Source organism: Pseudomonas sp. 14P_8.1_Bac3, from assembly GCF_025466085.1.
GTDB lineage: Bacteria > Pseudomonadota > Gammaproteobacteria > Pseudomonadales > Pseudomonadaceae > Aquipseudomonas.
Genome location: NZ_JANLOD010000072.1, coordinates 76,432 through 96,929, shown reverse-complemented (window position 1 = coordinate 96,929; position 20,498 = coordinate 76,432). Strand labels below are relative to the sequence as shown.

At 61.9% G+C, this 20,498-nt stretch carries 18 protein-coding genes; 12 read left to right on the top strand and 6 right to left on the bottom strand.

Translation table 11 applies throughout. The features are described 5' to 3' along the window. Positions 1-84: 84 nt before the first annotated feature. Complete coding sequence (locus NTD84_RS25730) at positions 85-1,461, top strand: cystathionine beta-synthase (protein WP_262171473.1); 1,377 nt, start codon at positions 85-87, stop codon at positions 1,459-1,461. Further along, positions 1,458-2,633: a cystathionine gamma-synthase gene (locus NTD84_RS25725; protein WP_262171470.1), complete on the top strand. Its 1,176-nt coding sequence runs from the start codon at positions 1,458-1,460 to the stop codon at positions 2,631-2,633. Before NTD84_RS25730 ends, NTD84_RS25725 begins: the two co-directional genes overlap by 4 nt. Before the next feature lie 131 nt (positions 2,634-2,764). On the opposite strand, the gene NTD84_RS25720 is transcribed toward NTD84_RS25725, so the two are convergent. Then, positions 2,765-3,865, bottom strand: a complete 1,101-nt coding sequence (locus tag NTD84_RS25720; RefSeq protein ID WP_315975576.1) for a polyamine ABC transporter substrate-binding protein — start codon at positions 3,863-3,865, stop codon at positions 2,765-2,767. An 887-nt stretch (positions 3,866-4,752) separates the two neighbouring features. Between NTD84_RS25720 and NTD84_RS25715 the strand changes: the two genes are divergently transcribed. Then, positions 4,753-5,025 carry a DUF2790 domain-containing protein gene (locus NTD84_RS25715; RefSeq protein WP_262171468.1) on the top strand — a complete coding sequence of 91 codons (273 nt, stop codon included), beginning with the start codon at positions 4,753-4,755 and terminating at the stop codon, positions 5,023-5,025. A gap of 50 nt (positions 5,026-5,075) precedes the next feature. Here NTD84_RS25715 and NTD84_RS25710 read toward each other — a convergent pair whose 3' ends face one another. From NTD84_RS25710 to NTD84_RS25690, 5 genes are all read right to left on the bottom strand, one after another. After that, positions 5,076-6,014, bottom strand: a complete 939-nt coding sequence (locus tag NTD84_RS25710; RefSeq protein ID WP_262171465.1) for a LysR family transcriptional regulator — start codon at positions 6,012-6,014, stop codon at positions 5,076-5,078. 66 nt (positions 6,015-6,080) lie between these two features. Further along, positions 6,081-7,031 (bottom strand): aldo/keto reductase, encoded by a 951-nt coding sequence (locus NTD84_RS25705; RefSeq protein WP_262171462.1) that lies wholly within the window; start codon positions 7,029-7,031, stop codon positions 6,081-6,083. A gap of 31 nt (positions 7,032-7,062) precedes the next feature. After that, positions 7,063-8,535, bottom strand: a complete 1,473-nt coding sequence (locus tag NTD84_RS25700) for an efflux transporter outer membrane subunit (RefSeq protein WP_262171460.1) — start codon at positions 8,533-8,535, stop codon at positions 7,063-7,065. Between the two features lie 18 nt (positions 8,536-8,553). Then, a complete protein-coding gene (locus tag NTD84_RS25695; protein WP_262171457.1) occupies positions 8,554-10,035 on the bottom strand; it encodes a DHA2 family efflux MFS transporter permease subunit in 1,482 nt (493 codons plus the stop codon). Then, positions 10,032-11,171 carry an HlyD family secretion protein gene (locus NTD84_RS25690; RefSeq protein WP_262171455.1) on the bottom strand — a complete coding sequence of 380 codons (1,140 nt, stop codon included), beginning with the start codon at positions 11,169-11,171 and terminating at the stop codon, positions 10,032-10,034. The genes NTD84_RS25695 and NTD84_RS25690 overlap by 4 nt, the downstream gene beginning before the upstream one ends. Positions 11,172-11,396: 225 nt before the next feature. Here NTD84_RS25690 and NTD84_RS25685 point away from each other — a divergent pair, with 225 nt between their 5' ends. The 9 genes from NTD84_RS25685 to NTD84_RS25645 all read left to right on the top strand — a co-directional run bounded on the left by NTD84_RS25685 (position 11,397) and on the right by NTD84_RS25645 (position 20,445). Further along, on the top strand, positions 11,397-12,020 hold the full coding sequence (locus NTD84_RS25685; protein WP_262171452.1) for a TetR/AcrR family transcriptional regulator: 624 nt from the start codon (positions 11,397-11,399) through the stop codon (positions 12,018-12,020). Between the two features lie 11 nt (positions 12,021-12,031). Then, complete coding sequence (gene mug / locus NTD84_RS25680; RefSeq protein ID WP_262171449.1) at positions 12,032-12,544, top strand: G/U mismatch-specific DNA glycosylase; 513 nt, start codon at positions 12,032-12,034, stop codon at positions 12,542-12,544. 85 nt (positions 12,545-12,629) lie between these two features. Next, positions 12,630-13,058, top strand: a complete 429-nt coding sequence (locus tag NTD84_RS25675; RefSeq protein ID WP_262171447.1) for a nuclear transport factor 2 family protein — start codon at positions 12,630-12,632, stop codon at positions 13,056-13,058. 216 nt (positions 13,059-13,274) lie between these two features. Further along, positions 13,275-14,405, top strand: coding sequence for a PAS domain-containing protein (locus NTD84_RS25670; RefSeq protein WP_315975578.1), 1,131 nt, complete (start codon positions 13,275-13,277; stop codon positions 14,403-14,405). Further along, the gene (locus NTD84_RS25665; RefSeq protein ID WP_262171441.1) at positions 14,402-15,835 is read left to right on the top strand and encodes a sigma-54 interaction domain-containing protein; all 1,434 of its coding nucleotides are present in this window, start codon (positions 14,402-14,404) and stop codon (positions 15,833-15,835) included. Before NTD84_RS25670 ends, NTD84_RS25665 begins: the two co-directional genes overlap by 4 nt. Positions 15,836-16,155: 320 nt before the next feature. Beyond that, entirely contained in the window at positions 16,156-16,758 is a 603-nt protein-coding gene (locus NTD84_RS25660; RefSeq protein WP_262171438.1) for a dimethylamine monooxygenase subunit DmmA family protein, read from the top strand. Continuing rightward, the gene (locus NTD84_RS25655; RefSeq protein WP_262171436.1) at positions 16,755-17,723 is read left to right on the top strand and encodes a PDR/VanB family oxidoreductase; all 969 of its coding nucleotides are present in this window, start codon (positions 16,755-16,757) and stop codon (positions 17,721-17,723) included. Before NTD84_RS25660 ends, NTD84_RS25655 begins: the two co-directional genes overlap by 4 nt. 17 nt (positions 17,724-17,740) lie before the next feature. Then, entirely contained in the window at positions 17,741-18,763 is a 1,023-nt protein-coding gene (locus NTD84_RS25650) for a heme-dependent oxidative N-demethylase family protein (protein WP_262171434.1), read from the top strand. 149 nt (positions 18,764-18,912) lie between these two features. After that, entirely contained in the window at positions 18,913-20,445 is a 1,533-nt protein-coding gene (locus tag NTD84_RS25645) for an APC family permease (protein ID WP_262171432.1), read from the top strand. Positions 20,446-20,498 lie beyond the last annotated feature (53 nt).

Sequence of the window (20,498 nt, the reverse complement as noted above, 5' to 3'; positions counted from 1 at the left end):
GCGATGCATTGCAGGCAATTGGCGCGCGCGGATCGCCACCGATTGCCGTCCATCCCGTGCGACTGCCCGCAAAGAGGTGACCACATGCCCAACGATTCCCGCCCTGCCGTCCTTGAACTGATTGGCAACACGCCGTTGGTGCGCGTCAGCCGATTTGATACCGGCCCGTGCACGCTGTTTCTCAAGCTCGAATCGCAAAATCCCGGTGGCTCGATCAAGGACCGCATCGGCCTGGCGATGATCGATGCCGCCGAGCGCGACGGCCGGCTCAAGCCCGGCGGCACCATCGTCGAAGCCACCGCAGGCAACACCGGACTTGGCCTGGCGCTGGTCGGCCGCGCCAAAGGCTATCGGGTGGTGCTGGTGGTCCCGGACAAGATGTCCACCGAAAAAGTCCTGCACCTCAAGGCCATGGGCGCCGAGGTGCATATCACCCGCTCCGACGTCGGCAAGGGCCATCCCGAGTATTATCAGGACGTCGCGGCACGGCTGGCGCTGGAGATTCCCGACGCATTTTTCGCCGACCAGTTCAATAACCCGGCGAACCCGCTGGCCCATGAATGCAGCACCGCGCCGGAGATCTGGGCGCAGACCCAGCATGACGTAGACGCCATCGTCGTCGGGGTCGGTTCCGCTGGCACGCTGACCGGGCTGACCCGTTTCTTCAAGCGTGTGCAGCCGAACCTGACCATGGTGCTGGCCGATCCGGTGGGTTCGGTGATGGCCGAATACAGCCGCAGCGGCACCATGACCACCCCCGGTTCCTGGGCGGTGGAAGGCATCGGCGAAGACTTCATTCCGTCGATTGCCGACCTGTCCAGCGTGCATCACGCCTATTCGATCAGCGACGAGGAAAGCTTCGATCACGCCCGCCAGTTGCTGCGCGCCGAAGGTATTCTCGGTGGTTCCTCCACCGGCACTTTACTCGCCGCCGCGCTGCGCTATTGCCGCGAGCAGACCGAGCCGAAGCGCGTGGTGAGTTTCGTTTGCGACACCGGCACTCGCTACCTGTCGAAGGTCTACAACGACCAGTGGATGAACGATCAGGGCTTGCTCGCGCGCAAACCCTATGGCGACTTGCGCGACGTGATCGCCCGGCGGTTCGAGGATGGCCGGGTGATCAGCGTCGGCCCCGACGACACGCTGCTGACCGCGTTCCAGCGCATGCGCCTGGCGGATGTGTCGCAATTGCCGGTGCTGGTGGACGGGCAGAAGCTGGTCGGTGTGATCGACGAATCCGACATTCTGCTGGGCATGCAGGAAGATCCTTCACACTTCCGCTTGACCGTGGCCAGCGCCATGACCGACAAAGTGGAAACCCTGCCGGCCGGCGCCAGTCTGGCCCAATTGCAGACCGAACTCGATCGCGGGTTGGTCGCGATCATCGCCGACGCCTCAGGCTTCCATGGCCTGATTACCCGCGTCGACCTGCTCAATCATTTGCGGAGATCCCTTGCATGAGTCAACACGATGAAAATGCCGCGCCACGCGCCTTTGCCACGCGGGTGATCCACGCCGGGCAGACGCCGGACCCGACCACCGGGGCGTTGATGCCGCCGATCTATGCCAACTCCACCTACTTGCAACAAAGCCCCGGTGTACACAAAGGTTTCGACTACGGACGCTCGCACAACCCGACGCGTTTCGCCCTGGAGCGCTGCGTCGCCGACCTTGAAAGCGGTACCCAGGCCTTCGCGTTCGCCTCCGGATTGGCGGCGATCTCTACGGTGCTGGAATTGCTCGACGCCGGCTCGCACATCGTTTCCGGCAACGACCTGTACGGCGGCACCTTCCGCCTGTTCGACAAGGTGCGCAAACGCAGCGCCGGGCACCGTTTCAGCTTCGTCGACCTGACCGACCTGGCGGCCTTCGAAGCCTCGTTGCAGGACGACACGCGGATGGTCTGGGTCGAGACGCCGAGCAATCCCCTGCTGAGCCTGACCGACCTCGCCGCCGTCGCGCGCACCTGCCGCGATCGCGACATCATCTGCGTGGCCGACAACACCTTCGCCAGCCCATGGATCCAGCGCCCGCTGGAGCTGGGTTTCGACATCGTGCTGCACTCCACGACCAAGTACCTCAATGGCCACTCCGACGTGATCGGCGGCATCGCCGTGGCGAAAAGTCCGGAACTGGCGGAGCGCCTGGGCTTTTTACAGAACTCGGTGGGCGCGATCTCCGGGCCGTTCGATGCGTTTCTCACCCTGCGTGGGGTGAAGACGCTGGCGCTGCGCATGGAGCGTCATTGCAGCAACGCGCTGGAACTGGCGCAATGGCTCGAGCGCCAGCCGCAAGTGGCGCGCGTCTACTACCCGGGCCTGCCTTCGCACCCACAACATGAGTTGGCGAAGCGGCAAATGCGCGGTTTCGGCGGGATGATTTCGGTCGACCTGAAAAGCGATCTGGCCGGGGCCAAGCGTTTTCTCGAGAACGTCAGCATCTTTGCCCTGGCGGAAAGCCTGGGCGGGGTGGAAAGCCTGATCGAGCATCCGGCAATCATGACCCACGCCACCATCCCCGCCGCGACCCGCGCAGCACTTGGCATCGGCGACGGTTTGGTGCGGTTGTCGGTGGGGGTTGAGGATGTCGAGGACCTGCGTGCGGACCTGGCGCAGGCGCTGGCGAGGATCTAAAGCATATCGCTCTCCTGTAGGAGCGAGCCTGCTCGCGAAAAATCGTCCAATCAACACGGGCGCCCAGAGAGCCCGCGTCATCGTTGACGACCCTCGCGAGCAAGCTCGCGCCTACAGTGTGGCCCAACCTCCTATTTATCGGACTTGATACTGGTCCAGACCCGCGTGCGCACCCGCTCAAGCTTCTGCGGCAAAGGCTGCACCACGTACAGGGTTTTCAACGCTTCGCTGGTCGGCGTCAGGTTCGGGTTGCCGGTGATGTCTTTGTTGATCAGCGCAATCGAGTCCTTGTTGGCGTTAGGGTAGCCAAGGAAATCACTGATCGGTGCGATGACTTTCGGGTCCAGCAACGTGTTGAGAAATTCGTGGGCTTCCTCGACGTTCTTCGCGCTTTTCGGGATGGCGAAGGTGTCAAACCAGATCGGCGCGCCTTCCTTCGGCAAGCGCCAGTCGACCACCACGCCGTTGCCCGCTTCCTTGGCGCGATTGCCGAACTGGTAGAAGCTGCCGGAGTAGCCGATGGCGACGCAGATATCGCCGTTGGCGATGTCGGTCATGTACTTGGCGGAGTTGAAGTAGGTGACGTAGGGGCGAATCTTCAGCATCAGCGCTTTGGCTTTTTCGTAGTCGTCCGGATTCTGGCTGTTCGGGTCGAGCCCCAGGTAGTGCAGGGCCAGCGGCAGGATTTCCGAAGGTGAGTCGAGCATCGCCACGCCGCAGGATTTGAGCTTCTGCATGTTCTCTGGCTTGAACACCAGGTCCCAACTGTCCACCGGCGCATTGTCACCCAGGGCGGCCTTGACCTTGGCCGGGTTGAAGCCGATCAGCACGGTGCCGTACATGTAGGGCACGCCGTACTGGTTGCCGGGGTCGTTCTTGTCCAGCAGCTTGAGCAGCGCCGGGTCCTGGTGCGACCAGTTGGGCAGCTTGGACTTGTCCAGCTTCTGGAACACACCGGCCTTGATCTGGGTTTCGATGAATTGATTGGAGGGGACCACCAGGTCGTAGCCGGAGTTGCCGGTCAGCAACTTGGCTTCCAGCGATTCGTTGGTATCGAAGGTGTCCCAGGTCACTTTGATGCCGGTTTTCTCGGCGAAATCCTTGGGCACCGATGGCAGGATGTAATCCGCCCAGTTGTACACCCGCAATTCCCGCTGTTCGGCTTGCACCGCGCTGGCCAGCAGCGTCAGCCCACAGACGGTGGCGCCCAGTATGCGTTTCATCGTGACCATGAATGAATTCCCCAAGTGTGTCGCGTTGGTTTTTATGTTCTGTACACGGCAGGTCTTGAACATTGCCAAGGGCAAGGAAAACTGGATTCTAGTTGTGGTTTTGCGAGTGTGCTGGAACAGCAACTTGCCTCGATTCTTGCTGACGCGTTGGTCAGTTGATAGTGCGAGGTCGGCCAAAAGGGGATTGAAGTGGCCAAAATCGGTGTCCCGGTAGATCTGGGCAGCGAGGACTGCCACAGCAACCAAACCGCGTGCGTGCCGACCGCAGCCCCCTGCAGGAGCGAGCAGGCTCCGGGCGGCGTTCCGACGATGGTCGTCAACGATAACGCGGGCAACCAGACGCCCCGCCGTCAAAAGCAGGCTCGACTCAGACAATCCCGCGCCCGGCCCAAACGACAAAGCCCGCACAAGGCGGGCTTTGGGATTTGAGTAGGTGGCCGGTGCTGGTCTCCGGCTTACAAGGTTTATCAGGACTCTCACAGAACAGTTTTGTGCTCCTCTGCTTCACACGGCGTAAGGGCTGGATCTCAGCGCGGAGATCTTTCTAACCGTGTACCCTTCGGAACGTCGCCCCACGTCCCCTTGCCATCCGCTTGCGCATCAGTCTGCGTCTTCACCTACATCTTCAAGACTAGCCCACCCACGGCGTGGCGCAGCGGTGTTTTTAGAACGATTTCGCCCTCGTCGATGCCCCGCAGGAAGCAAAGAAAATAACCATTCAATAACGCCCCGCCTGAATACCTGCGTAATTCGGCAACAGTGTTTGTCCAGCCGGCTGCTATTTGAGCAAGTGATAAACCCCTAGCATTCATTTCACCCAGCGAGCAAAGCAACCAAGCCGCAACTCACTCGCGGGAAACCACTGAAATCAATGCGAGGTGAACATCATGAAAACTTTAAAAATCGCCCTGTTTCTTGCACTTTCCGGCGTTGCCGCACAAGCCTTCTCGGAAGAAGCACCCACTACTGCGGCGGCCAGCCAGATTCCGGTTGAGAGTTACCACTACGGCATGAAACTCGACATTCAGAAAGTCATCGCGGTGTCGGAAATCGCCAACGAATGCGCGCCAGTACCCGTACAAATGACCTATGAAGATTCGCAGGGCCAGCGCCATACCCTGCAGTACCAGGTCATGGGCACCGGTTGTTCAAACGGCTGATGACCGTGCGGTCGATGGAGGGTCGACACTCCATGCCTGCCGCTCACCGCTTAGCGTTTCTCCGCTGAACCCACAACTTCTTCATCGGCTGCCAACAACACCGGTATGTAATTTTTCAAAAAATCCACCCAGGTTTTTATCTTCGCGTCGACGAACTTTCGTGACGGGTAGATCGCAAACAAGTTGAACTCCTCGAATTGATAGTCCGGCAATACCCGCACTAACGTTCCGCTTCTAAGCCCCACTACCGCAGAAGCAATCGGTTGAATACCAATCCCCATCCCTTTGATGATCGCGATCGTCATCGCGTCGGCGGTGTTGACGTGAATCGGAGAGTCCGGAATGGTCACCGTTTCCACGCCATCCGGCCCCTCGAACGCCCAGTTTTCAACCGGCATCACCGTGTTCACGATCCGCAGGCAATCATGTTCTGCCAGCGCCCCTGGAGAGTCGGGATAGCCGCGTTTCTGCAAATACGCCGGTGAGGCGCAGAGGATGCTGTAGGTGACGCCGAGTCGCTGGGCGACAAACCCGGAATCGGGCAGATCCCGCGCCAGCACGATCGACATGTCATAGCCCTCCTCCAGCAAGTCCGGCAGGCGATTGGTCACCGTCAGGTCGAACATCACGGATGGATGCGTCTCCCGGTATTTGGCAATCGCATCGATCACGTAATGGTTGCCAATGGCCGACATCGCATGGATCTTCAGCCGGCCCACCGGCGTGGTGTGCGCGGTGCCCGCTTCTTCATCGGCCTCCCGCACCTCCTCCAGAATTTTCTCGCAGCGCTGCAAGTAACGAATCCCGGCCTCGGTCAACGCCAGGCGCCGGGTGGTGCGGTTGATCAGGCGTGTTTGCAGCCGGGCTTCGAGGCTGGTGACGGCTTTGGAAACGTTGGTCGTGGTGGTGTCCAGTAACTGCGCCGCTGCCGTAAAGCTGCCGGTTTGCGCGACGGCAACGAAAAAACGCATGGTCTGGAAAATGTCCATCGCTGGGCCTCAATGGAAGGAATAAAAAAAGGCGACCTTACACAAGGCCGCCCTTTTCGTCTCGGGTTACTTCTTGCGTGGAATAAACCCCGGCACGCCGGTTTCCACCACGGAGTTGAAGCGGATCCGGGTGGTGATCTCTTCTTTGATCTCCTGCATCGCCCGCTGCGGCAACGTGGAAATATCAAAGTTCTCCCGAATATGACTCGGCGTCGCCGACGTGGTCAGAAACGCCACACCTCGTTGCACGGCCCAGGCCAGCGCCACTTGCGCCGGCGTTTTCTGCACGCGTCGGGCGATGCCGGTGATCACCACGTCTTGCAGTACGTTCGGCTCCATGCCATGCCCGAGCGGTGCGAACGCCAGGAGGATGATCCCATGGGCTTCGCAAAACTCCAGCAGTTCCCATTCCGGTAAATACGGATGGGACTCGACCTGCACCACGGAAGGCTTGATCCGCGCCTCGGCCACGATCGCCTGCAATGCTGGCAATGTGACGTCCGACAAGCCAATGGACCTGCACCGCCCCTCATCCACCAGACGCTCCAGCGCCCGCCACGTCTCGATCAGGGTCACGCCTGAATCGTAGATGACGTTGCCTTGTTCATCTCGCGGGTCCTGGTTGTCGCCCGGTTGAAAGGCAAACGGTGTGTGGATCAGGTAGCAGTCGATGTAGTCGACCTGAAGGCGTCGGCAACTGGCCTCGAACGCCGGTTGCACCCGCTCGGGACGGTGGTTGGTGTTCCACAGCTTGGTGGTGATGAACAGGTCTTCGCGACGGATCTTGCCGGCGTCCAGCGTTGCCTTTAGCGCCACCCCGACGTTCTCTTCATTGCGATAGCGCTCGGCACAATCGAAGTGGCGGAAGCCGGCATCCAGTGCGTCCGTGACCGCCTGGGTGGTGACACCGAGATCGCGAAACAGCGTGCCGAATCCAACCGCCGGCATGTCCACTGCGCCGTGATTCAGCGCAAATCGGGTATCGCGAAGGCCATCGTGAAACGCTTCATAAGACATCTCTTTTCTCCACTATTCAGGGCCGCAGCCACTACTGATACGAAGGTTTCTGGCCTTCGCGATAAGCAACCCGTTGCTCGAAGGCACCGACAGAATTGCCGCCGAGCGCCACGTACAACCGCACCGTGTCGAGGTACTGCGCGGTTTTCACTCTGATTTGCCCGAGCAACGCCTGCTGATAGGCACGTTCCGCTTCCAGCACTTGAAGGATGCTGTTCTCGCCTTGGGCGTAGGCCTGCCGGTTCAACTGCAAGCTGGTTTGCGCCGCCTGTAACGCCGCCTGCTGCGCCTGGTGTTCCTCGGCGTCGTGGTTGATCGCTTGCAGCGTGTCGGCGACCTGACCGAACGAACTGATCACGGTCTGCTGGTAACCGGCGAGCGACGCCTTGTAACCGTCGACCGCCGCCTGCCGTTCAGCCTTGAGCGTGCCGCCATCGAACAGCGGGCCCGCCAGCCCTGCCGCGAAGCCCCAGAGTGCGGCGCCACCATTGCCGGATGCGGCCTGCGCCAGCGACGCCGACAGCGTCACGTGGGGATAGAGGTTGGCGGTCGCGACCCCAACGGCGGCGCTGGCCATGTGCAGTTGCGCTTCGGCTTGCAGCACATCCGGCCGCTCGTGAGCCATCTCCGATGGCACGCTGACGGGCACGTTGGCGGGCAAGACGAATTCGTCCAGGTCGAAATCCGGTGCGCTCCAGTCGCCCGGACCTTTGCCGGTCAGGATCGACAGCGCATGGCGCGCCGAATCACGCTGCTGCGCGAGCGGCGGCAACAGCGTGCGGTCTTGCGCGAGACGCGTCTCGGCCAGCGCCACATCGATTTGCGTAGTGGTGCCGTTGACGTGAGCCATGCGCACCAGTTCGAGGTTGCGCGCGTCATTCGCCAGCAACGTCTCGACAGCCCGCATCTGCGCATTGGCCGAGGCCACCAGCAACGCCTGGCTGGCGACGCTGCCGGTCAGGGTCAGGTACGCCGCCTCATAGCGATGCCTTTGCAGATCAGTGAATGCGTCCTGCTGTTCGACCAGACGCTGGTTGCCGCCGAACACGTCAAGGTCGAAACCGACCCGCGGGCCGATGGCGTAAAAGTTGGAAATCGCCGGTTCTTTCCCGTTGTGAACCCGTTGCCGACCCGCCTGCGCACCGAAGTCCACCTGCGGATACAACGCACCTTCCGCCGCCGCCACCGAGGACGCGGCCTGGCGGATCGTGGCGTCCGCCGCGACCAGTTCCAGGTTGCCGTCGATGGCGCGCCGCACCACCTTGTCGAGCTTTGGCGATTGAAACGCTGACCACCAGTCGCCGTTGACCTTACGGCCCAGGTCAATGCGTTGTTGTTGACCGAGACGTTGCTCGGCCTGTTGATCGTAGTGCTGCGACAGGCTCGGCGGCGGCATCTGGTAGTCGGGTCCGACGGCGCAGGCGCTCAGGAACAGCAGCGCTGCCATCGCGCCAAAGGTGTGTTTGAACGGCGGTTTATTGATAAAGCGTGCAGAGGATTTCATTGAGCAAACTCCCCAAATTCAGTTGGTCGGAACAGGCTTGCGAAGAAACAGAACCAGTGGACTGACCACCAGCATCGCCACCATCAAAATCTTGAACTGATCGATCACAGCGATAAAAGCCGCCTGGCCAGTGATCATTTCGTTGAGCTCCGCCAGTGCTTGCAGCGAGCCCGGCGCCGCGGCGTGATACGGCGTCAGGTTGCTGGCCAGCGCCATGTGCATCGCCTGGGTGTTGTTGAAGAAAAACAACTGCACGATCGCCACGCCGAGGGTGCTGCCGTAGACCCGGGACAAATTGAACAGACCGGTGCCTTCCGGGCGCAGCGACGGGTCGAGGGTGCTGAACGCGACCTTGGTCAGCGAAGGCATGAGGATGCCGATCCCGATGCCCTGGATCGCACCGGCCAGCGCCACCGGCGACCAGTCCATCAACGGCGAGTAGCCGAGCATCAGCCAGTTGGCGTAGATCACCACGGCCACGCCAGCCGCCACGAACCCGCGCCGGTCGAAACGCTCGGGCACACGGCCCATCAGCAGGAACGCCCCCACCAGCCCGATACCGCGCGGGATCGTCAGCGACCCGGTGGTGTCCGGCGGATAGCCAAGGATCTCGTCGAGCATTGGCGAGGTCAGTGCCATGGTCGACAGCAGCACGAAACCGACCGCGAAGAAGATGACCGTCGACAGCACGAAGTTTCGGTCGTCGAACAGGCGCTTGTTGAGAAAATGCACCTTCCTCGTCAGCACATGCACCAGGAACAGATAGAGCCCCAGCGCGCAGCCCAGCGCCTCCAGGCAGATTTCGGTCGAGGCGAACCAGTCCAGGCGTTCACCCCGGTCGAGCAGCATTTGCAGGCTGATCAGGCTCAGGGTAAAGGTGCCGAAGCCGAAGAAATCGAACGCCGGCGCCGGGTCGGCCTTCTTCTCCTTGAGCCACAGCGCCATCACCATGAAGATGTACGCCGCCAGCGGCAGGCTGATGTAGAAGATCGGCCGCCAACCAAAATGCTCGGCGATCCAGCCGCCGATACTCGGGCCGCTGACGATGCCGAACAGCACGATGGCGGTCCAGGTCGCGCCGAACTTCGCCCGTTTTTCGACCGGCAATGTCTCCAACGCAATGGCCATCGACAGCGGCGCCAGCACGCCACTCGCCAGGCCCTGCATGATCCGAGCGCCGATGAATTGCAGCGGCGTCGTTGCCCAGGTGCCCAGCACCAAGCCGAGCACGAAGAAGGCCAGCGCCGCCTGATATACCCGCTTCAAGCCATAGCGCGCGGCGAGCCATTGCGCGATCGGCAAGGTGATGGCGCTGGCCGCGAGGTATGCGGTGAAGATCCACCCCGCCTGGTCGTCGCTCATCGACATCGTGCCCTGGATCAAGCGCAGCACCGCGTTGGGCAGCGGCAGGTTGGCCGACTGCATGTAAGTTGCCAGTAATGCGCTCAGGCGCAGTGCACGGGCGCCCTCACCTGCCGGGTTGGCCACCTGCGCGTTCATGACTCGGTCCCCGCGGACAACAGCGCTTTGAGCGGACGCCACCAAGGCGCGCGATACCCGGTGTCGACCTTGACCGTGGCGCTGGTCCCGGAATAAAGCGGCAACGCTGGAGAGGCCTCATCAAGCTCAAGACGCACCGGAACCCGCTGCACCACCTTGACCCAGTTACCGGTCGCGTTTTCCGGCGGCAGCAAGGCAAAGTCCGAACCGGCGCCGGGGCTCAGGCTGGTGACGTGGGCCTTGAACAGGTGATCCGGATAGGTATCGATGCGGATGGTCGCTTGCTGGCCGGGGCGCATGTGCGTCACTTCGGTTTCGCGGAAGTTGGCTTCGATCCAGATTTCGCGATCGGAGAGCAACGCAAAGGCCGGCGCGCCGTTGTTGACGTAATTGCCCACCTGCAAGTCGTCAACCTTGGCAACGATGCCGTCGACCGGCGCGTAGACCGTTGCATACGAGAGGTACAACTGCGCCTCATCAAGCTGCGCCCGGGCTTCGCGGACCGTCGGGTGAGCGTCGGCATCGATGTCGGGATTGCCATTCAACGCGACGACGGTGTTGGCGAGCTGCTGCTCGACAGACGCAACGCGTTGACGCGCGACTTTAAGGTCGGTGTCCGCCCGTTCGTAGGCGGCGCGCGAGACGAACTCGGACGCCACCAGCGCCTTCTTGCGCGCGAACTCTTTCTGGTCAAAATCCGCCGACTCCCTGGCCGACTGCAACTCGGCCTGTTGCTGGCGGTAGCTGGCCTTGAGCCCATCGATGCGCAACCGCGCCACGCTCAGCTGCGCTTCGGCGCGGTCAACCGCGATCTGCAACGGTTTCGGATCGATGCGGAACAGCACCTGGCCCTTTTGCACGAGCTGGTTGTCCTCGACCGCGATCTCGACCACTTGCCCGGAAATACGCGCGTTGATCGACGCTTTCGCCACCCGGGCGTAGGCGTTGTCGGTCGAGACATACGGCTCGCCCGCCAGGTAATGCGCGTAGCCAACGGCTGCAAAAATCACCGGGACACCCACCATCAACAGGGGCCGCAGTTTTTCCTTGAGCGGTTTTTTCGGCGCGTCTGGATAGGCCGGCCCTGGATGCTCGAAGGTCTGTGTTGCTGGAAGATCGAACTGTCTGCTGGTCATGATCGAATGCACCTCTAACCGGGAAAATCGGGTTAATACCCGCTAAAACAGCCTTGCCGTGCGCGAAAAGGAGGATCGCTCCGCCGCACCTGTTTCGTAGCCGCTTCACCCTGTTCGAGCGCCGCTTCAACAAACCTTCAACCAAGGAATTTCTGATTCCTTAATTTTGTGCGATGGTGTAAGAATATCCCCACATCGTTCTCCCACTCAAGGATTTTGTACGACATGGAACAAAATAAACCTGCCGAGGGTAAAGGCCGCGGCCGCCCTCGTGCGTATGACCCGCAAACCGCCCTGCAGCAGGCATTGGGCGTGTTCTGGAACACTGGCTATTCCGGCGCGTCACTGGACAGCATCGCCACGGCTGCCGGCATGAACCGTCCGAGCCTGTATGCAGCGTTCGGCGACAAACACGCGCTGTACATCAAGGCGCTGGAGCAATATTGGGAATTCGCGGCGGCGTCGATGCAGGCGGCGCTCACGGACGAAGAACTGCCGTTGCGCCAGGCGCTGATGCAGTTTTATGAGGGGCAGTTATCGATCTACTTTTCCGGCGACGGCCAACCCCGAGGTTGCTTTGCCATCGGCACCGCGACCACTGAAGCCGTGGAAGACCCGCAGATACGCGAGGTACTGTCAGACCGCCTGAGCCGCCTTGATGCCGACCTGGAAACCCGCCTGCGCGCGGCCATCGATAAAGGTGAATTGAACGCCGATGCCGACCCGGCCGCCCTTGCCGTCCTCGCGTCCTCGTTGCTGCACAGCATTTCGATCCGCGCCCGGGCCGGCAAATCCCGAGAAGAATTGACGGCTTTGGCACGCAACGCGGTCAACGTTATCTGCGGCTGAGAGGTTCTACAGTGGGACTCGACGACATTCTGGCCGAACACCTGACGGTGGTTTTTTGCGGGATCAATCCGGGGCTGCTGGCCGCCGCCCAAGGGCATCACTTCGCCGGCCGGGGCAACCGTTTCTGGCGCACGCTGCACCTCGCCGGTTTTACCCCGGAAGAACTACGCCCGGAAAACGACCGTTCGCTCTTGCAATATCAGTGTGGCCTGACCGCGGTGGTCGATCGGCCCACGGCGCGGGCGGATCAGCTGTCTGCCGACGAATTCCACGCGGCCGCGACGGCCTTCGAACACAAGATCGCCCGCCATGCGCCACGCTTTGTGGCGTTCCTCGGTAAAGCGGCGTATGCCGCGCTATCCAGCCAGCGCAAGATTGATTGGGGATTGCAGCCCGGCACATTCGGCAATGCCGCGGTGTGGATCCTGCCCAATCCGAGTGGGCGAAACCTTGGGTTCAGCCTGGAGCAACTGGTCGCTGCCTACCGCCAACTTTATCTGGCGACCCAGCCATCGACCGCTTGAATGCACCGCCATAAGCTGGCCTTCAGAGCCATTGCGCTACAGTCGTGGGCAGCGCTTTTTCAGAACAACAAAACAGGAGTTGAACATGTCGGAACTGAACCTGCACCCCAACGCCGCAGCGTCCCTGAGCCAATGGCACGCCATGATCCGCCATGGGGACTTGAAAGCCCTGCCGACATTACTCGCCCCACAAGCCGTGTTTCGTTCGCCGATGGCACACACGCCGTACCCGGGCGCGCAAGTGGTGACGATGATTCTCAACACGGTGTTCGAGGTGTTTGAAGACTTTACCTACCACCGCGAACTGGCGACCGCGGATGGCTTGAACGTGGTTCTGGAATTCAGTGCCAAGGTCGGCGGCAAAGAACTCAAGGGCATCGACATGATCCGCTTCGACGAGCAGGGCAAAATCATTGATTTTGAGGTCATGGTCCGGCCAATGAGCGGCTTGCAGGCCCTGGGCGAAGAGATGGGACGGCGTCTCGGCGCCTACCTCGCCGCCAGCAAAGCCTGATCTGCAACGGGTCACCGATCGGATTGACCCCAGCATTTTCTTCCACGTGAGCGCTGCATAAATGCATACTTCGTTGCAGTATCGCAGCGCTCTGCCATCAGCACTCCCGCACTGCCCCGTGTTCCCAGCGCTATTCAGTTGGCATGCGATATGCCCCGCTTTGACTGCCTGCGTGCTTTCAGCCAGGCCCCATTAGCCAAATCGAGCCGATCCATGATGGATATCCTGAATTTACTGGCCGCCAAAGCGCCGCCGCTGTCGAGCACGGTCAGCGCCGACGGGCAACTGCTCGACCTGTCCGCCAGTTTGAGCGATCAACTGGGCTATGCGCCCGGAGCGCTGCTGGACCAGCCGGTCGAGCGCATTTTCAGCGTCGAATCGCTGCGCGCGTTGCGCTCGCTGTTCGCCAATCCGCCTGCCGATGAGCAGGTCAACAGCCTGGAACTGACCCTGATCCGCCACAACGGTGGGTTGCTGCCAGTGCTCGCCAGCGGGTTGCTGGAATGGCGTGCCACACAGCCGGCGCGCCTGCATCTGCTGAAAATCCCCCTCGGCGCGCTGGGCCATCGGCTGCGGGAACTGCACAACGCCAATGAGGTGATGAGCCAGATGCTGCAGAGCGCCAAGGTCGCGTACTGGTGCATCGAATTTGCCGAGGCGGTGGACATCAACACCTCGACGGACGAGATCGTGCGCCAGGTGTTCGAAAACGACTCGCACTGGCGACTGTGCAACCGCGCCATGGCGGATGTGTATGAGATGCCCTCGGATGTCGATTTCGATCAGCAACCCGTGCGCCTGTACTGGCCGCGCAGTCCGGCGAACGAGGAGTTCGTGCGGCGCTTGATCGAAGCCGGGTTCAGCGTCGATTGCGCGCTGTCGGTGGATCGTCGCCACGACGGCTCGCCGGCCTACGTCGAGAACGATGTGCGCGCGACCATCGTCAACGGCCGCCTGCTGCGCATGTGGGGCAGCATTCGCGATGTCAGTCAGGAGCTGCGCATGCAACACGACGCCGAGCAGCGCATCGACGCCTTGCGCCGGGTGTTCGATGCAGTGCCCGACGCGGTGCTGGTGATCGATGAACAGTTGCAGCCGCAATGGCGCAATGCCGCCTTCGAAGAGACCTTCGGCATCACCCACGGCGACGGCATCGCCCGGCTGCTGCTGGACAACGCCCTGCCCGAGCGCACTTGGCACAGCCTGCCCTTGCCAGACCTCAGCGGACGCCAGCTGAATTTCAACGTGCATTGCTCGCGCTTGCTGATCCGTGAGGGTGTCGCCTGGCGGGTCGCCGTGTTCCGTGAAAGCCAGGGCGTGCGCCGCGCCGAAGAGTTGCACCCATGAAAGACCAGAACCTGCCACCGACGTTGCAGATGGGCATGCGCTCGTCGGTCAACGTCAGCAGCGATGTACTCGACGCGTTGCTGGAAACGCCCGCGCTGCATGCCCTGCTCGACAGTTTCAGTGACGCGTTGATCGTCACGGATGGCGAAGGCCGGGTGCGCTTTCTCAACCTCGCCGCCGAACGCATCAACCGGCTGTCCCGACAGCAAGCCATCGGGCTCTCCGACAACGAGTTTTTCCAGCGTTCAGCGCTGAACTACGACGACTTCCAGGCAGCGCTGAATCGCGGCGGCAACAGCGCACTGACCCGCTCCCGCGAAGGCCGGGTCCTGCTCAGCAGCACCCACGCCATTCCGACTGGCGCCTACGAAAAGCCGTTCAGGATGCTGACCCAGAAAGATTTCGACGGCAGCCAGCCACAACGTCGGGCCGCGCTCGGCAACCGGCCGGTGGAACCCCAGGGCCTGCGCGATCCTCAGGACAACGCGTTGCACCTGTCGCCGCAGCTGTCGAGCATCGCCGACACCGGCGTGCGTGCGTTCCGGCGCCGGGCGCGGCTGTTGTTGCTCGGTGAGCCGGGCGTCGGCAAGACCGCCATCGCCCGGCATATCCACCGCGCTGCCGGCTGGGGCGACCGGCCATTCATTCATGTCAACTGCGGGAGCATTCCGGAGAGCCTGTTCGAATCGGAAATGTTCGGCTATGAGCGTGGCGCGTTTACCGGCGCCTTGCAGGGCGGCAAGCAGGGTTATATCGAGGCGGCGTCGGGCGGCACGCTGTTCCTCGACGAGATCGGCGAGATCCCGCTGCATGTGCAAGCCAAGCTGTTGAAGTTTCTCGAAGACAGCACCATCCAGTCCGTCGGCTCGCCGTTGAGCAAAACGGTGCAGGTGCAGGTGATTGCGGCCACCAACAAGGACTTGCGGCATCTGGTGAGCATCGGTGAGTTTCGCGCCGACCTCTACTATCGCCTGGCGGTGCTGCCGGTGGAGATTCCGCCGTTGCGTCAGCACCGAGACGACTTGCCGTTCCTCATCGACATTCTGCTGAGCCGCATCAACGGCGATCGCGAGCCGTCGCTGAGCCTGTCCGCCGGGTGCCGCAAGCGGCTGCTGGGTTACGACTACCCGGGCAATATCCGCGAGTTGGTGAACATTTTCGAGCGCCTGGCAGTGCTCGCCGACGATGAAGCGCAGGAACATCATCTGCCAGCCGAACTGCTCGAACCGGCGCCGCGCCCGCTGGAACGGGTGAAACCGGCAGTGGCCGAGGAAGAAGACGATCCGCAGCAAAACCTCAAACTGCAGGTGCAATACTTCGAGCGCCAGGTGATTCTCCGGGCGGTGCATCTGTGCGGCAGCAAGCGCAAGGCCGCGGTGCACCTGGGGATCGACATCGGGACGTTGATCCGCAAGCTTCAGCGCGACTGATCTCGTGATGCTTCTGTAGGAGTGAGCTTGCTCGCGAAAAACGTCAGGGCAACGCGATCAGGCAGGCAGCCCGCGTCAGCGCTGACCGCCATCGCGAGCAGGCTCGCGCCTACAGAGGCGTTGTACCGCTGCGAAAACGCATACATATCTAGTTACTTTTGCCTGCCTCTCCTCTCGCAATAACTAATAAATCGTTTATTTTCAATAACTTAAATAACTGGCACGACCTGTGCTCCTCCTACCTGCAACCCACCATCGTTGGGCTTTGCATCAGGGCCGGCCTTCATACGCCGCGCCGCTAGCCAGGAGGAATAATAAAAATGTTGATCACCGGGATCAAAAGCCGACCGGTCTATGACCGGTTGCAACCGCTGCCGGGAGGTACCCGGCACATCATTGCCGGGCAAGGCAGCGGCGGTCGCGCCATGTTGCGCTTGCTGGAGGAGATGGCCGGCCTGGATCGGCCGATCACCTTGCTGTACGCCCAAGAGTCGTTTTCCGGCCAGGACTTCCTCACGCAATTGCAGCAGCACCGTGCGCACCCGCTGCAGGTGTACGCGACCAACCAGTCGTTGATCGACGCGTTGAAAACCCTGCTCGGCGAAGCGCACATGGGCACCCGCCTGTACCTCGCCGGCTCGGAAAGCTTCCTCGGCAGCGCCATGCAAGTGGCCACGCATTTCGACCTGAACCGCGACGAAGTGCTGCGCGAGCACTCCGGCACATTGGTTCGCCGCGTCTGGTGCGTGCACTGCGACACCTACACCGAAAACGTCACCCAACGGGTCTACGACTGCCCCGGCTGCGGCTTGACGCTGGTGGTGCGCGATCACTATTCCCGGCGCCTGGCGGCCTTTCAGGCGGTCAAGGCCGATGCCGAAGTCCCGGGTGAACTGCCCGAAGCCGAGGAGCTCGACACATGAGCCAGAACAATGGGACGTTGAACCTGCGCGTGGCGCGAATCGAAGCGGTGACCCCGGAAATCAAGCGCTTCACCCTGGTGTCGCCCACCGGCGCGCACCTGCCGGCGTTCTCCGGTGGCAGCCACGTCGTGGTGCTGATCGCCAACCAGCAGAACACCTTGCGCAACCCCTATTCGCTGCTGAGTTCGCCCTACGACACCAGCAGTTATCAGATTGCCGTGCGCCGCGTGGACAGCGGTCGCGGTGGTTCGGTCTCGCTGCACGACACTGTCGCGGAAGGCGACCTGATCGAGGTCACGCCGCCGGTCAACCTGTTCCCGCTGATCAAGCAGGCGCGCCTGCACCTGTTCATCGCCGGTGGCGTCGGCATCACGCCGGTGATTTCCCAGTTGGAAGAACTGCGCTTGAGCAAGGTGCCCTTCGAGCTGCATTACGCCGTGCGCGGCGAAGAACATGCGCAACTGGGCAAGGAATTGCAGGCCACCTACGGCGAGCAGGTCCACCTGTACCGCAAGGGCATTGAATCGCGCCTGCAGATTGGCCGGGTGCTCGCCGACCGCCCGTTGGGCAGCCACGTTTATGTGTGCGGCCCGGACAGCATGATCGACGCCACGCTGGCCTGCGCCCGCGACCTCGGCTGGACCGACAGCCACGTGCACTTCGAGCGGTTCCTCGAACAGAGCAGCGGCGGCGAAGCGTTCAGCTTCACCCTCGGTCGCAGTGGCACGACCATCGAAGTCTCCCCCGACCAGACCATGCTCGAAGCGGTCGAGGCGGCAGGCTACAGCATGCCGTACCTGTGCCGCGGCGGCGCCTGCGGGCATTGCGAAACCGCCGTGCTGGAGCTCGATGGCGAGCTGCTGCACAGCGATGACTGGCTGTCCGACGAAGACAAGGCCGGCCGCCAGAAAATCATGCCCTGCGTATCCCGCGCCAAGTGCAATCGCCTGGTCATCGACCTCTGATCGACGGAGAAAAAAACATGAATATCAAATTCAATCCCGACGAAACCTACCGCGACGACTACACCTTCGCCAACAGCCCGGAGACCATCGCCCGCGCGCCCTTCCCGTTTCCCGATGACGACTACATGTATTCGATGAACCTCGAACCCCATGTGTCGGTGGGCGACGGGGCGTTTCGGGCCGCGTTCGATATCGACGAGCACTACATCAGCGAATGCCGGGACCGCGCGATCACCCTGGAGAAGGATCCGGGCATGCACTACGTTTCGGCGCCGCACATGATGGAGGCGCAGTGGGATTTGCTCGAGCTGATCATGGAATCCTACGCCCGGGACTACCCGCAGTATTTCAGCCTGGCCCGCGAAGGCCGGCAGTGGCACTGGACCAACCGCCTGCTGGACATCGACGACCACTTCACCTTCGGCGATCCCGCGACCCTGCCCTATGAGCCGATGGAGTATGTGACCCGTCAGGCCCAGGGTGACTGGGTGTTGCAGGAAGAACGCGACGGAACGTTGTATTGGGGCGCGGGCATCGCCACCCAGCGTGCGGATTACTCGCTGCGTTTCAACCTTGGCATGAGCTGGGAAGAATTCCACGGGCCGGTGCCGCTGGTGAAGGAAATCGGCATGCTCGACCGTGCGTTGAAGTTTCTACTGCGCCTGCGCACCGGGCATCCGGTGCGGCGCCTGAACTGGTCGCTGACCGTCAACCCGCGTCTGGAAGTTTCGGCTGAAAGCCTGCCGGAATGGGCACCGGACCGGACCATCGTGACCGCGCAGAACGCTGGCAAGCTGGTCTACCTGCGTATCGAATTGCAGCCGTTGCACCGGTTGCCTCGCAGTAACGCCATCGTCTTTCCGATCCGAACTTACCTGCTCAGCCTCGAAGACATCGCCACCAACCCGGCGTGGGCCCGGCGCATGCACCGCGTGCTGCGCGACTTGAATCAGCAATTGGTCGATTACAAGGGCTTCAGTCGCTACCGCGATGCAGCGGTGGAATGGCTGTCGCAGTACGACGAAGAAACCAAAGCCTGACGCCATCCCCTGTGGGAGCCAGCCTGCTGGCGATAGCGACCTCAAGACCGCCATCGCCAGCAGGCTGGCTCCACAGGTTCGAAGTATCCGTGAACCGGGCGGCCCAACCGCCAGTACCAACCCACTGCCATTGATAATGAGGAAATAACATGAGTGGCTCATCCAACGCGCGTGCCGGCGTCAGCGCCGATCAGGATGCGGAACAGCTCCGCGCCCTCGGCTACAGTTCGGATTTCAATCGCAGCATGAGCCTGTGGGAGAACTTCTCTCTGGGCTTCACTTACCTGTCGCCGGTGGTCGGCGTCTACACCCTGTTCGGTTTATGCCTGGCCGCGGGCGGCCCGCCGATGTTCTGGTCCTACCTGCTGATCGGCGCCGGACAGATGCTGGTGTGCCTGATCTTCGGTGAAATCGTTTCGCAGTTTCCGATCTCCGGTGGTGTCTATCCGTGGGCCCGTCGCCTGGTGGGCAAGCGCTGGGCGTGGATGGTCGGCTGGGTGTACGCCTGGGCGTTGTGCGCGACCATCGCCGGCGTCGCCGTGGGTGCCGGGCCGTACCTGGCGATCATGCTCGGCTTTGCGCCGGGTGCCGAGGCGAATATCTACATTGCGCTGACTATCATTCTGCTCTCGACCGCGCTGAACCTGGTCGGCACTAAACTGCTGGCGCGGGTGGCGATGTTCGGCTTTCTCTGCGAACTGGTCGGGGCGATTCTGGTGGGCGGTTATCTGCTGGTTTTCGAGCGTCATCAACCGTTCAGCGTGCTGTTCAATACCTTCAACCTGGAGGTCAATGGCTCGTACCTGCCGGCGTTCCTCGCGGCGTCGCTGGCGGGGCTGTTCCAGTATTACGGGTTCGAAGCCTGCGGCGATGTGGCCGAGGAAACTCCCAACCCTGGCAAGCGCATTCCGAAAGCCATGCGCATGACCATTTACATCGGCGGTGCGGCGGCGATGTTCGCCTGCCTGGCGCTGATCCTTTCGGTGCCGGACATGGCCAGGGTCCTGGCCGGGGAAGACACCGATCCCGTGGCGACCATCCTCGCCAATGCGTTCGGGCCGGTGGGTTCGCGCCTGGTGATGGCGGTGGTGATGGTGTCGTTCATCTCCTGCGTGCTGAGCCTGCAAGCGGCGGCCAGTCGTCTGCTGTTCGCTTACGCCCGTGACGAGATGATCATCGGCAGCTCGTTGCTCAAGCGCCTGTCCGGCAACCACGTGCCGTCGTTCGCACTGCTGATCAGCGGCCTGGTGCCGGCGGCGATTGTCTGCCTCGGCATGTTCATGGCTGACGCCGTGGCGACCATCGTCGGTTTCGCGGCGATTGGCATTTACGTGGCGTTCCAGTTGATCGTCATTGCGGCGCTGATCGCCCGCGTCAAAGGCTGGCGCCCGAACGGGCAGTTCACGCTGGGGGCGTGGGGTGTGTGGGTGAACCTGGCTGCGTTGATCTATGGCGTCTGCGCCATCGTCAACATGGTCTGGCCTCGCTCGCCGGACGCGCCGTGGTACATCAACTATTCGATGATCCTGACCACCCTGGTGGTGATGGGTGCCGGGCTGGTCTACATGCTGCTGGGCAAGCCGTACGACAAAGGCACGGCACCGGCGGGGGATGCCTGGAAGTTCTCCAAACCCCTGCCAAAAACCACAGGGCATTCCGGCGCCTCGCTGCAACAACCCTGACAACACCAAGGCCCGCTCCCACAGGTTCATCGCGGTCCCTGTGGGAGCGAGCG